Origin of the sequence: Sphingomonas sp. 67-41, assembly GCF_001899725.1 — a bacterium.
GTDB classification, from domain to species: Bacteria; Pseudomonadota; Alphaproteobacteria; order Sphingomonadales; family Sphingomonadaceae; genus Sphingomonas; species Sphingomonas leidyi.
Genome location: NZ_MKWJ01000022.1, coordinates 897974 through 911270 on the forward strand (window position 1 = coordinate 897974; position 13297 = coordinate 911270).

Below are 13297 nucleotides of genomic sequence, written 5' to 3' on the forward strand. Positions count from 1 at the left end.
CGACCGGACGGTCGTAGCATGCTGCGTCGCAGCAAGATGAAACCTTATTGAAAACAGTTGGTTTGGAAGGGCGAGCGTGGGGCTTACGCGCAATTGAGTTTGCGATAGCGAAGGGAAAGATCGGCGCATGAAAGCCCCGAATATCCAGCACCTCGCACTGATCGGTAACTTCCTGCCGCGCAAATGCGGGCTCGCCACCTACACGACCGACACCCATGCCGCGCTCAAGCAGCGTTTCCCGGACCTGAAGGTCGACGTCTATGCGATGGACGATCATCCGGGGCGGTATGACTATCCCGATGCGGTGACTGCCGCGATCCCCGAGCAGGACCGCGCCGCCTATCTCGGTGCCGCCCGGGCGATCGAGGCTTCGGGCGCGCAGGCGCTGTGGGTCCAGCATGAATATGGCATCTATGGCGGTCCCGCCGGCGACTATCTGATCGCGCTGCTCGACCGGCTGTCGATCCCGGTGATCGCGACGCTGCACACGGTGCTGGAGAATCCCGACCCCGATCAGCGGCGCGTGATGGAGGCGCTGCTGCGCCGCGCCGCGCGCGTGATCGTGATGGCGGACAAGGGCCGCGACATCCTCAAGCGCGTGCACGGCGCCGACGACAGGAAGATCGCGACGATTCCGCATGGCGTGCCCGATCGCCCCTTCGCCGATCCGCGGGACTTCAAGCCGCGCTTCGGCTGGCAGGGGCGCGAAGTGATCCTCACCTTCGGCCTGCTGGCGCCGAGCAAGGGCATCGAGGCGATGATCGAGGCGATGCCGGCGATCGCCGCGGCACGGCCCGACGCGCTCTATGTGATCCTGGGCGCGACGCATCCGAACCTCGTCGTGCGCGAGGGCGAAGCCTATCGCGACCGGCTGAAGGCGCAGGCCGCCGATCTCGGCGTGGCCGGGCACGTCGCCTTTGTCGACGGGTTCGTCGAGCAGGGCGCGCTGCTCGACTATCTCCAGGCGGCGGACGTCTATGCGACGCCCTATCCCAATCCCGCGCAGATCACGTCGGGCACGCTTTCCTATGCGGTGGCGGTGGGCAAGCCGGTGGTCTCGACCCCCTATATCCACGCGGCCGAGATACTGGCGGACGGTCACGGCGTGCTGGTGCCCTTCCAGGACAGTGCCGCCCTTGCCCGCGAGATCGTCCGCCTGCTCGCCGACGAACCGGCGCGGATGGCGCTGGCCGCGCGCGCCTATGCCCGTGGTCGCACCATGTTGTGGCCGCGCCTCGCCGAAGCCGCGATGGATGCCCTGGCAGCCATCGTCGCCGCCCGGCCGCGCCGCTTCGCCCGGCCGGCCAAGGCGCTGGTGCCCCTCGAGCCCGACCTCGCCGCGGTCGAGCGGATGAGCGACGCGACCGGCATGTTGCAGCACTCGATCTATTCGGTGCCCGATCGCCGCCATGGCTATTGCATCGACGACAATGCCCGAGCGCTCATCCTGATGAGCAGGGTGGAGGCGATGGACGAGGGCCTGCGCGACAAATGGACCAGCGTCTATGCCGCCTTCGTTCAATATGCCTGGAATCCGGACCTGCGCCGCTTCCGCAACTTCATGAATTTCGACCGGACCTGGTGCGAGGATGCCGGCTCCGAGGATTCGAACGGCCGCGCGCTCTGGGCGCTGGGCGTTACGGCGCGCGACGCCCGGGCGCAGAAGCATCGCGACTGGGCCTCGGCCCTGTTCGACGCCACCGCTCCGATCGCGCTCGAGCTGGGCAGCCCGCGGGCGCGCGCCTTCGCGATGCTGGGGGGCGCCGCGATGCTCGGCGCGCATCCCGGCCATGCGCTCGGCCGCGAGATCCTCACCCGGTTCGGCGAAGAGCTGATCGCGCTGCTCGACCGCAATCGTCGCCCCGAATGGCAATGGTTCGAGATCGTGCTCGCCTATGACAATGCCCGCCTGCCCGAAGCGCTGCTGCGCGCCGGCATGGCGCTGGGCCGGCGCGACTTCACCGGCGTCGGGCTCGAGACGCTCGAATGGATCGTCGGCCGGCAGACCTCGCCCGAGGGCCGCTTCCGCGCCGTCGGCACGGAGAGCTTCGGGCGCGCCTATGCCGCGCCGCTCCAGTTCGACCAGCAGCCGCTCGAGGCGCAGGCGACGGTGGAGGCCTGCGTCGCCGCCCATGAGGCGACGGGCGACAAGCGCTGGGTGGAGGAGGCGATGCGTGCCTATCGCTGGTACCTTGGCGCGAACGACCTCGAGCTGCCGCTCGCCAGCGCCCAGGACGGGGGATGTTTCGACGGATTGATGCCGCATGGGCTCAACCGCAACCAGGGCGCCGAGTCCATTTTGGCGCTCCAGCTCGCCAATTGCGCGATTTCGGCTCTTTCAAAGGCAGCCGGAAACGTGGCAACACCGGTGCGAGCCGCGGTCGCCTAGCGTCAGCCTGGGCATCGGTGCGGGGACAATGGCTGGGAGCCGAATGCTCGAACTTTTCAATCATGCGCTGCGCCTGCGTGCGGATCCTTCGCGCGTCGTGGTGCGGCCCTTCCACATTGCCTGGGCGTCGAACGGATCGGCGCCGAGCCGCACCGAACGGCTGGTGAGCGAAGTGCTGGCGATGTCGCCCGGCGAGGCGCGCAGCCAGCTGGAGATCGTGCTCAAGGATTTCGAGGCGCGCCACTGGCAGACGCGCCGCGTGTTCATGACGCGCTATGACGAGATCGAGGCGATGCTCGGGCTCGACGGCAGCCAGATCGGCGACGAGAAGCGCCAGCTGATCGGCGCCTATTTCTGCCACGAATACAGCTATGCCGCCGCTGCGCTGATGAACCCCAGCGCCGTGCCGCATTACGATCAGACCGGCATGCCGCCGGGATCGCTGCGCATCCTGATGAGCCTGCGCGCCGTGGGCGAGGGGCACATCTCCTCGGTTGCCTTTCGCGAAGGCATCATCACCGATCGGAACGACCTGACACTCGCGCCGGAACCGCCCTTCGCCACTGCCGCCGATGCCCGCGAGGAGGACGAGGAGCATATCCCCGAAGGGCCGGTGACGGTCTATCGCCACCGCGATTCGACGCTTTCGGGCACGGTGATCTTCCCGATCACCAAAGCCCAGTCCAACGGCCTCGAAGACCTGCGCATCACCCATTTCCGCCATGAGGACGGGCAGGAGGAATGGATCGGCACCTACACCGCCTATAACGGGTCGGTGATCCAGTCCGAGCTGCTGCGGACGCGCGACTGGCGCAGCTTCGACCTGGTGCCGATGTCGGGCAGCGCGAGCCGCAACAAGGGCATGGCGCTGTTCCCGCGCACGGTGAACGGCCGCTACATGATGCTGGGCCGGCAGGACGGCGAGAACATCTTCCTCCACGCCTCGGACGACATCACCAACTGGGACGGCGGCGAGCTGCTGATCAAGCCGAAATTCCCCTGGGAGCTCGTCCAGATGGGCAATTGCGGCCCGCCGATCGAGCTCGACCAGGGCTGGCTGATCCTCACCCACGGCGTCGGCGCGATGCGCAAATATTCGATCGGCGCGGCTTTGCTCGACAAGCACGATCCGTCCAGGGTCCTCGCCCGCTCGAGCGAGCCGCTGCTCGCCGCGGCGGACCAGGACCGCGAGGGATATGTGCCCAATGTCGTCTATACCTGCGGCGCCATCAGGCATGGCGACAAGCTGTTCATCCCCTATGGCGTGGCCGACAGCTCGGTCGCCTTCGCCTTCGTGCCGATCCGCTCGATCCTTGATCAGATGAAGTGAACGGCGGCAGGGCGATCCCCGCCGCCTTCCCCCATCACCGATAGTTCGCCTCGTCCTTTGCCGGGCTTTCCGGGCCGGCGCCGGCGGGCGTGCCGCGCACCAGCTTGCGCGTCATCGCATAGGCGATGGCGATCAGCCCGAAGAACAGCAAGGGCGCGATCCACATCGCCACGCTCTCGAAGCTTTCCCCCATCACCGCCAGCGGCGCATCGTTGGGCGGGATCGGCGCGTTGCGGTTCGCCCAGGCGAGAATGCCGGCGAATGCGACGCCGAACAGGCTCTCGCCCACGATCAGGCCGGTGGCGGCAAGCACGCCCATCCGCTCGGCGAACTCGGGATTGGCCTGGCGCTTGGCCCAGCGATCGTAGAAATGCCCGATCACTGCGCCGACCGGGATCAGCAAGGTGAGACCCATCGGCAGATAGATGCCCATGCCGACGGCCAGCGGCGGCAGGCGCATCCTGCCGGCCCTGCCCAGCACTTCGTCGACGATGATCACGCCGACGCCGATCAGCGCGCCCAGCCCGATCAGGTTCCAGTCGATATCGCCGCCCAGCACGCCCTTGGCGATCGAGGAGATCAGCGCGGCCTGGGGCGCCGAAAGCGCATTGGGCCCGGCGCCGGGCATGCCGACAAAGCCGAGCGTGTTCTTGAGCAGGTCGAGGACCAGCGGGATCGCCAGGCTGCCGAACACCACGCCCAGGATCAGCGCGAGCTGCTGCTTCCACGGCGTCGCGCCGACGAGCTGGCCGGTCTTGAGGTCCTGGAGATTGTCGTTCGAGATGGTTGCGATCGAGAAGATGATCGCGGTGGTGAACAGCGCATAGGCGATCAGCGCGTTGGTGCGCGCCGGATCGGCCTCGTGCCCGAAGACCGCGACCAGCAGCAGCGAGGCGCCGAGCACCGCGAGGATGCCGACGCCGGAGACCGGCGAGTTCGACGCGCCGATCAGCCCGGCCATATAGCCGCAGATCGCCGCGATCAGCACGCCGACGACCAGCACATAGGCGAGCGAGCCGCCGATCACCGCGAACGGATGGTCATGGACCGGGCCGCCGGCCGAGAAGGTCCAGAGCAGCCAGGCGATGGGAAGGAGCGTCGCGAGCGTGATCAGCGCCACCACGCCGATCGGCATGTCGCGCTCGGTGATGTCGAGCACCTGGCCGCCCTGGCGCGCGCGCGAGGCGGCGAGGGCGGAGCGCAGGCCCGCCACGATCGGCCCGATGATCTTGAGCAGCGACCAGATCGCCGCGACGCCGATCGTGCCCGCGCCGATGAAGCGGACCTGGCCGCGGAACGTGGAACTCACCAGCGCGTCGACCGCTCCCAGATCGCCGCCATGGGCGAACCAGGGCACCAGCACCGTCCAGGAGATCAGCATGCCGAAGAACATCGCCGCGCCGACCGAGATGCCGACGAGATGGCCGACGCCGATCAGCAGCATCGACCAGCTGGTCGACCAGCCGGTGGCGGTGCCGCCCACCGCGAAATTCTTGCCCGCCTCCTCGGCCACCAGCTTCATTTTGGCGAGCAGCGCGAACAGCCCGGAGAAGATCGTGCCGGCGATCAGCGTGCGCAGGCCCGCGGCGTTCTCCCGGTCGCCGGCGCCCGAGGCCGAGCCGACCTTGAGCACTTCGGCGGCCGCGACGCCCTCGGGATAGGGCAGGTCGGTGCCCGTCACGAGCGCGCGGCGCAGCGGCACCGAGAACATCACGCCGAGCACGCCGCCGGTGATGCACACCGCCACCGTGGTCCAATAGGGGAAGCCCGACCACCAGCCGACCATGATCAGGCCGGGCAACACGAACACGATGGCCGCAAGGGTGCCCGCGGCGGACGCGATCGTCTGGACGATGTTGTTCTCGAGGATCGTGCCGCTCTTGAACGCCTTCAATATGGCCATCGAGACGACCGCGGCGGGGATCGACGTGGCGAAGGTGAGGCCGACCTTGAGGCCGGCATAGACGTTGGCGGCGGTGAACAGGATGGTGATCAGCGCGCCGAGGACGATGCCGCGCAGCGTGAGCTCGGCCATCGGGCGAGGCGATTGGGTGGCCATCGGGTCAGATCTCCGCGCGGAAAGTCGCAAAGGTCGCGACATCATCGCACGCGGGGGTCTTTCCCCGCGGCAAGGCGCACGGGGCGGCCGGATTGATAAGGAATGCGTTGGTCATCGGCGGAGCGTGGCATCTGCGCGCCCGGTAGGACAGCGTTTTTTGCGCGGAGGTTGATTGTGATAACCAAGTGGTTATGAATTAACGCATGGAGCCGAGTGCCTTCGATACGCTGTTCCGCGCATTGGGCGATCCCACGCGCCGCGCGCTGTTCGAGCGGCTCGCGCGGTCCGAGCTGACCGTACGTGCGTTGACCGACGGGGCGGGGATCTCGCAGCCGGCGGTCTCCAAGCATCTCGCGATACTGAAGGGCGCGGGGCTGGTGCTCGACCGGCCGCAGGGCCGCGAGACGCATTACCGGGCCGATCCCAAGGGGCTGGCGCCGCTGCTCGACTGGATGCGGCTGCACGAAACGCTATGGGCCGGCAGCTTCGACCGGCTCGACGATCTGCTGAAGAGGATGGACCAATGACCGAGGCGCGCACGCTGGTGATGGAGCGCGAATTTCCCCATCCGCCCGAGCGGCTGTGGCGCGCGCTCACGCAGCCGCACCTGATCGCGGAATGGCTGCTGCCCAACGATTTCGCGCTGGAGGACGGCCATCGCTTCACGCTGCAGAGCCCGGGCGCGCCGGGCTGGAGCGGGCGGATCGACTGTGCGGTGCGCGAGATCGAGCCGGGGCGGCGGCTCAGCTATAGCTGGGATACCGGCGGCGAGGGGGAAGCGATGCCGCGCTTCGAATCGGTAGTGACGCTGACGATCGAGCCGGTGGCGGGCGGCACGCGGCTGCGCATGGAGCAGACCGGTTTCGCCAATGCCGCCAATTATGGTGGCGCGCGCTATGGCTGGGGCATGTTCCTCGATCGGCTGGAAGGGGTGGCCGCGGGGCTGGCGTGAGGTCTCCCGATATCCGTCATCCCCGCGCAAGCGGGGATCCGGAGTCACGAAGGGCGCCGTTCCGCACCCCTGGGTCCCCGCCTGCACGGGGATGACGAGAACGGGACCAGAGAGGGGGAGTTGAGGTGCGCCCGCGTCCTGCTACGCTCCCCCCATGAACGCCGGAACCGAAACCGCCCAGCGTGCGGCCCGCCTCGCGCTTGTCGGCGCGCTGCTCCTCATCGGCCTCTGGATCGCGCACGGCTTCGTGCCGGCCCTGCTCTGGGCGGTGGTGCTCACCATCGCGGTCGATCCGCTGCATCTGAAGCTGCGCGTCTGGATGAAGGGTACCCACCGCATCGTCATTCCGCTCATCATCACCGCGCTGGCGGCCCTGGTGGTGCTGGTGCCGCTCGCCTTCGGCATCGCCCAGGCGCTGCGCGAGGCGCACGACATTTCGAGCTGGATCGCCCAGGCCCAGGCGCAGGGCGTGCCGGTGCCCGACTGGGTGGCGCGCTTGCCGATCGGCGGCGAAGCGGTGCGCGACTGGTGGCAGACGCATCTCGCCCGGCCCGAGGATGCCACGCAGCAGCTCCGCGCGATCCGCGGCGGGGAGTGGCTGATCCATTCGCGCATGATCGGCGCCAATGTCGCCCATCGCGCGGTGGTGTTCGGGTTCACGCTGTTGACCCTGTTCTTCGTGCTGCGCGACCGCGATGCGCTGCTGGCCCAGGGCCGGCGCGCGGTGCTCAGGTTCTTCGGCCCCACCGGCGAGCGCGTGGGAGCGCAGGCGATCCGCTCGGTGCGCGGCACGATCGACGGGTTGGTGCTGGTGGGGCTGGGCGTGGGCGCGCTGATGGCGATCGTCTATCTGGTCGCCGGGGTGCCGCACCCGCTGCTGCTCGGCGGCGCCACGGCGATCGCCGCGATGATTCCGTTCGGCGCGCCGGCGATGTTCGCCGTCGCGGCGTTGCTCCTGCTGCTCCAGGGCTCGGTGGGCGGCGCGATCGCCGTGGTGGCGATCGGCACCGCGATCATCTTCGTCGCCGATCATTTCATCCGCCCGGCGATGATCGGCGGCGCGACCCAGCTGCCGTTCCTCTGGGTGCTGATCGGCATATTGGGCGGCGTCGAGACGCTCGGCCTGCTCGGTCTGTTCATCGGCCCCGCCGTGATGGCGGTGCTGGTGATGCTGTGGCGGGAGTTTCTGGCCAACGGGGCGGGGGAGTGACCTTCGGGGCCCGCTCCTGGAAGGAGAGGGGCTCCGTTCTCACCGGCCCTTGAACAGCCCGCCGAGCACGCCGCGCACCAGGCCGCCGACGATCCCGCCGCCCGTGCCGCGCGAGCCGCCGAAGATCGCCTTGGAGACTTCGTTCGCCACTGCCCGGCCCGCCGCCGAGGACGCGGAGCGCGTGGCCGAGTTGATCGCGCGGTTCCAGGGGTTGTTCGCCGCCTCGCGCTCGGCCTGGCGCTGGGCCTGGGCGTCGAGCCGGGCCTGGCGATCGGCGTCGCGCTGATCGGCGAGGCGCTGGCGCTCGGTTTCCTTGGCGACCCGCGCATCTTCCTTGGCCTGGGCGGCGGCGGCCTTCTCCGCCGCGTCCTTGGCCTGGGCCTCGGCGGCGGCCGCCGCGGCCTCGGCCGATTTGGCGGCGAGCAGCTCCTCGGCGGATTCGCGGTTGACCACGGTGTCGTACCGGGTGCCGATCGCGTCGGTCTGGATCAGTACCTTGCGTTCCTCCGGCGTGACCGGGCCGACGCGCGAGGCCGGCGGGCGGATCAGCGTGCGCTCGACCGGGCTCGGCGCGCCGTCCTCCTGCAGCAGCGAGACCAGCGCCTCCCCCACCTTGAGCTCGGTGATCGCGGTGGTGACGTCGATACCGGGATTGGCGCGGAAGGTGGTGGCCGCCGCCTTCACTGCCTGCTGGTCGCGCGGGGTGAAGGCGCGCAGCGCGTGCTGGACGCGGTTGCCCAGCTGGCCGGCGATCGTATCGGGCACGTCGATCGGGTTCTGGGTGATGAAATAGACGCCGACGCCCTTGGAACGGATCAGGCGGACGACCTGCTCGATCTTGTCGAGCAGTGCCTTAGGCGCATCGTCGAACAGCAGATGCGCCTCGTCGAAGAAGAAGGCGAGCTTGGGCTTGTCGGGATCGCCGACTTCGGGAAGCGATTCGAATAGCGCGGAGAGCAGCCAGAGCAGGAAGGTTGCATAGAGCTTGGGGCTGGACATCAGCTTGTCGGCGGCGAGGACGTTGACCAGTCCGCGGCCCTTGTCGTCGGTGCCCAGGAAATCCTGGATCGCGAGCGCCGGCTCGCCGAAGAAATTGGCGCCGCCCTGGCTGCGCAGCTGGAGCAGCGAGCGCTGGATCGCGCCGACCGATTGCTTCGAGACATTGCCATAGGTGGCGGTGAGCTCGTCCGCCCGCTCGGCGCAGTGGGCGAGCATGGCCTGCAGGTCGTCCAGGTCGAGCAGCAGCAGCCCGTCCTTGTCGGCAACGGTGAAGGCGATGGTGAGCACGCCTTCCTGCACTTCGTTGAGGTCCATCAGCCGGGCGAGCAGCAGCGGGCCCATCTCGGAAATGGTGGTGCGGATCGGATGGCCCTGCTCGCCGTACAGGTCCCAGAACTGCACCGGCGTATCGGCATAGGCCCAGTCGGCCAGGCCGATCTCGGCGGCGCGCGCCTTGAAGATCTCGTGCGTCTTGGCGGTGGGCGAGCCGGCCATGGCGAGGCCGGACAGATCGCCCTTCACGTCCGCCACGAAACAGGGGACGCCGGCGTTCGAGAGGCCCTCGATGATGCCCTGGATCGTCACCGTCTTGCCGGTGCCGGTCGCACCCGCGATCAGCCCGTGCCGGTTGGCGCGCCTGAGGACCAGGGACTGCGGCTTCGCGCCGCCGGCGCCCGCGCCAATGAAGATGCCCGTCTCTCCCGCCATCCGTCGACTCCTAACCTGGGAGTCCGGGATAGAGGAGAAACGGGCATTCGTCAGCCCGATCGGGCAGGGTTTTAGTTGATGCCGACCGAGACGAAGCGGCCAAGGGCGCGGCGCTGGACCCAGAGCAGGACATTGCCCTTGCCCGCGCTCTTCGCCGCCTGGACCTGCTTGGCGACATCGGCCGCGCTGGCCACCGGCTGGCGGTTGACCGTGGTGATCACGTCGCCGCGCTGCAGGCCCTTGCCCGCCGCGTCGCTCGCCTGGCTCACCTGGAGCACGACCACGCCGGTGGTGCTCGGGTTGACGCCCACGCTCTGAGCGATCTGCGGAGTGAGCGGTGCCACCTGCACGCCGAGTGAAGCCGCGGCCATCGTCTCCGTGTCGCCGCCGCCCGGGCCGGAATTCTCGTCGTTCGGATCGAACTGGGCGAGCTGTTCCTCGGGGGGGCGCGTGCCGACCACGATGTTCACCGTCTGGCGCTTGCCGTCGCGGTAAAGCTCGAGCGGCACGCGGGTGCCCGGCTTCACATTCGCGACGAGATAGGACAGCGTCTGATCGGGCGTGACGGCCTTGCCGTCGACCTTGACGATCACGTCGCCCTGCTTGAGCCCGGCCTTCTCCGCCGGCTGGCCCGGCTCGACGCGGGCGACGACGGTGCCCTGGCCCTTGGGCACGCCAAGGCCGTCGGCGATGTCGTCGGTCAGGTCCTGCATGCCGATGCCGAGATAGCCGCGGGCGATCTTGCCGCCCTTCATCAGCGTGTCGATCACCGGCTTGGCTTCTTCCGCCGGGATCGCGAAGCCGATGCCGACATTGCCGCCGGTGGGCGACAGGATCTGCGAGTTGATGCCGATCACATTGCCGTTCAGGTCGAACATCGGGCCGCCCGAATTGCCGCGATTGATCGAGGCGTCGGTCTGGATGAAGCGGTCATAGGCGCCGCCCTGGCCGGTGACGCGGTGCAGCGCCGAGACGATGCCGGCGGTAACCGAGCCGCCCAGCCCGAACGGATTGCCGATCGCGACGACCCAGTCGCCCACCCGGGCGCTCGTCGAATCGCCGAACTTCACGAAGGGCAGGTTGGTGCCTTCGATCTTGAGCACGGCGAGGTCCGACTGCGCGTCGTTGCCGATCAGCTTGGCCTTGAACTCGCGCTTGTCGGGCAGGGTGACCGTGATCGATTCGACGGTGGCGCCGCGCGCGCCCGCCGAGATGACGTGATTGTTGGTCACGACATAGCCGTCGGCCGAGATCAGGAAGCCCGAGCCGAGCGATTCGGCCTGGCGCGTGACCGGCTGGTTGCCGCCGCCGAATGCCTCGAACGGCGTGCCGGCGAACGGATTGGCGTTCATCGTCACGCGCTGCGTGGTCGAGATGTTGACGACCGCCGGCTGCAGCTTGGCGACCATGTCGGCGAAGCTCATCGGCGCACCGGCCTTGGGCGCGGCGGCCTGGATCGCGCCGGGCTCGTTCTGCGCGGTCTGCGCACCGGCCGGCTGGTTGAGCGTCATCGTCGCGGCGGCGCCGCTCAGCAGGATGGCGGTAGTGAGAGCGTAAGCGTAACGCACGTGAGTCGGTCCTCTCAGACGAAGGAAAAGCGTTCGAACGGAATATTTGCGCCGAAATGCTGAACGGCGATTGAATATGAACGGATCGAAAGGCTCATCGTTGCCCCATGAATTCCTTCAGATAGGAATTGTTCGGCGACAGGATGATCGACGTATCGCCCTTGGCCGGATCGGTATTCAGGAACGTCGTCCGATACGAGCGCATCGCGCGCCAGAAATCATAGAATTCCGGATCCTTGTTGAAGGCCTGGGCATAGATCTGCGCGGCCTGGGCGTCGGCGTTGGCGCGGATGATCTGCGCGTCCTTCATGCCCTGGGCCTCGATCGTCTTGGCTTCCTGGTAGCGCGCCGTCTTCATCCGCTCGAACGCGCTGTCGAGCGGCGAGCCCGAGGGAAGCTCGGTCTGCTTGATCCGCACGTCGACGATGGAGACGCCATATTGCGCGGCGAGCTGCTGGAGCGCGCCCTGGATATTGTCCATCACCTGGCCGCGCTCCGGGCTGAGCAGCACCGCCGAGGGACGCTTGCCGAGCTCGTTGCGCAGCGCCGAGCGGAACAGCGGCTGGAGCTGGTCGCGCGCGCGCTCCTCGGTGCCGATGGAGACGACCATCTTGAGCGGATCGGTGACGCGGAAGCGGGCATAGGCATCGATCTGGAGCCGCAGCTGGTCGGTGGAGAGCACCGGCTCGTTGGGCAGGTCGACCGAGAGCACGCGCTTGTCGACCCAGACGATCCGGTCGATGAACGGAATGCGGAAGATCGGCCCGGCATTGGTGCGGCCGAACGTCTCGCCCGAGCGCCAGGCATTGACCACGCGCTTGGGCTGTTCGAGCCGCAGGATCACCGCCTGCTTGGTCTCGGGCACGATCGCGACGGTGCTCATCATCACGATGACCGCGACGATGAGCGCGACGGCGATGCCGATGGGGCTGCGCAGCCAGGTCATTTCTGGTCTCCCTGCTGGGCCTTGCCGGCATCGGGGCGGATCCCCGGCAGCGGCAGATAGGGGGTGACGCCGGGCGCCTCGACGATCGTCTTGTTGGTGCGCGCGAGCACTTGCTCCATCGTCTCGTAATAGAGGCGGCGGCGCGTGACCTGGGGAGCGGTCTTGTACTGCTCGTAGATCTTGTCGAACTCGGCGGCCTCGCCCTGCGCGACGGCGATCACCTGCTGGGCGTAGCCATTGGCATTGTTGCGTGCGCCCTGGGCGCCCTGCTGCGCGGCCTGGACCGCCTTGAAGGCGTCGTCCACCTGCTCGGGCGCGGCGGCCTTGGTGAGCGCGACGCTCTGGACGCGGATGCCGGCATGATATTCGTCGAGGATCTTCTGCATCGCCGCCTGCACGTCGGACGAGATCCTGCCCTGGCCCTCGCCGATCGCCTCGGTGAGCGTGGTGGTGGCGATCACCGCGCGCATCGCGCTCTCGGCGGTATCCTTCACCGTTTCCTTCGGATCCTTGATCTGGAAGGAATAGTCGGCAGCGTCGGTGATATACCAGTTCACCGAATAGGCGAGGTCGACGATGTTCTGATCGCCGGTGAGCATCAGGTTGGCGCCGCTCTCGGGGAATTTCTCGGTGCGCACGCTGCCGACATCGACGACGTCGACCATCTGGATCGGTGCCGGCAACGTGAACTTCACGCCCGAATCGAGCGTGCCGGTATAGCGGCCGAGCGTGGTGACCACGCCGCGCTCGCGCGGGCCGATCGTGTGGAAGCTGGTGAAGATCACCCAGATCAGCAACAGGCCGACGATCACCAGGGCCCAGAGCCGGGCGCCGCCCGGCGCTCCGGGAAAGCCGCCGCCGCGCGCGCGGCGGAACAGCTCTTCGAACAGGCCGCCACCGCCGCCATCGCCGCCGCCGGAGCGGGGGCGCCGCCCCTCGGGCGGGAAGGACCAGGGGTTGCGCGGCCCGCCGCCGGAGCCGCCCTTGCCGTCGCCCGAGCCACCGCCATTTCCACTGCCGCCGCCGGAGCCCCAGGGGCTCTTGGGGGCTTCGTTCTGCAGAATACCGGCCTTGCCCAGCCAGCTCATCAGGTTTGCCATTGCGCCTTTATAGGGGCGTGCGCGCGGATTTACAGT

Annotated in this window: 10 protein-coding genes; 5 read left to right on the top strand and 5 right to left on the bottom strand. The window is 68.3% G+C overall.

The window, feature by feature from the left end; all coding sequences use genetic code 11:
* Nucleotides 1–127 precede the first annotated feature (127 nt).
* Nucleotides 128–2389: a glycosyltransferase family 4 protein gene (locus tag BGP17_RS15335; RefSeq protein WP_286712577.1), complete on the top strand. Its 2262-nt coding sequence runs from the start codon at nucleotides 128–130 to the stop codon at nucleotides 2387–2389.
* 43 nt (nucleotides 2390–2432) lie between these two features.
* Nucleotides 2433–3719, top strand: a complete 1287-nt coding sequence (locus BGP17_RS15340; RefSeq protein WP_167299702.1) for a glycoside hydrolase family 130 protein — start codon at nucleotides 2433–2435, stop codon at nucleotides 3717–3719.
* A gap of 34 nt (nucleotides 3720–3753) precedes the next feature.
* Here the strand turns inward: BGP17_RS15340 and BGP17_RS15345 are convergent, their stop codons facing one another.
* The gene (locus tag BGP17_RS15345; RefSeq protein WP_167300477.1) at nucleotides 3754–5754 is read right to left on the bottom strand and encodes an OPT family oligopeptide transporter; all 2001 of its coding nucleotides are present in this window, start codon (nucleotides 5752–5754) and stop codon (nucleotides 3754–3756) included.
* Between the two features lie 227 nt (nucleotides 5755–5981).
* On the opposite strand from BGP17_RS15345, the gene BGP17_RS15350 reads away from it, so the two are divergent.
* From BGP17_RS15350 to BGP17_RS15360, 3 genes are all read left to right on the top strand, one after another.
* On the top strand, nucleotides 5982–6305 hold the full coding sequence (locus tag BGP17_RS15350) for an ArsR/SmtB family transcription factor (protein WP_167299701.1): 324 nt from the start codon (nucleotides 5982–5984) through the stop codon (nucleotides 6303–6305).
* Nucleotides 6302–6730: an SRPBCC family protein gene (locus BGP17_RS15355; protein WP_167299700.1), complete on the top strand. Its 429-nt coding sequence runs from the start codon at nucleotides 6302–6304 to the stop codon at nucleotides 6728–6730. Before BGP17_RS15350 ends, BGP17_RS15355 begins: the two co-directional genes overlap by 4 nt.
* Before the next feature lie 154 nt (nucleotides 6731–6884).
* On the top strand, nucleotides 6885–7940 hold the full coding sequence (locus BGP17_RS15360) for an AI-2E family transporter (RefSeq protein WP_286712578.1): 1056 nt from the start codon (nucleotides 6885–6887) through the stop codon (nucleotides 7938–7940).
* 39 nt (nucleotides 7941–7979) lie between these two features.
* On the opposite strand, the gene BGP17_RS15365 is transcribed toward BGP17_RS15360, so the two are convergent.
* From BGP17_RS15365 to hflK, 4 genes are all read right to left on the bottom strand, one after another.
* Nucleotides 7980–9647 carry a helicase HerA-like domain-containing protein gene (locus tag BGP17_RS15365; RefSeq protein WP_286712579.1) on the bottom strand — a complete coding sequence of 556 codons (1668 nt, stop codon included), beginning with the start codon at nucleotides 9645–9647 and terminating at the stop codon, nucleotides 7980–7982.
* Nucleotides 9648–9718: 71 nt separating this feature from the next.
* Nucleotides 9719–11215: a Do family serine endopeptidase gene (locus BGP17_RS15370; protein ID WP_286712580.1), complete on the bottom strand. Its 1497-nt coding sequence runs from the start codon at nucleotides 11213–11215 to the stop codon at nucleotides 9719–9721.
* Nucleotides 11216–11309: 94 nt separating this feature from the next.
* Nucleotides 11310–12161: a protease modulator HflC gene (gene hflC, locus BGP17_RS15375; protein ID WP_286712581.1), complete on the bottom strand. Its 852-nt coding sequence runs from the start codon at nucleotides 12159–12161 to the stop codon at nucleotides 11310–11312.
* Nucleotides 12158–13261, bottom strand: a complete 1104-nt coding sequence (hflK, locus tag BGP17_RS15380; RefSeq protein ID WP_286712582.1) for a protease modulator HflK — start codon at nucleotides 13259–13261, stop codon at nucleotides 12158–12160. Before hflK ends, hflC begins: the two co-directional genes overlap by 4 nt.
* Nucleotides 13262–13297 lie beyond the last annotated feature (36 nt).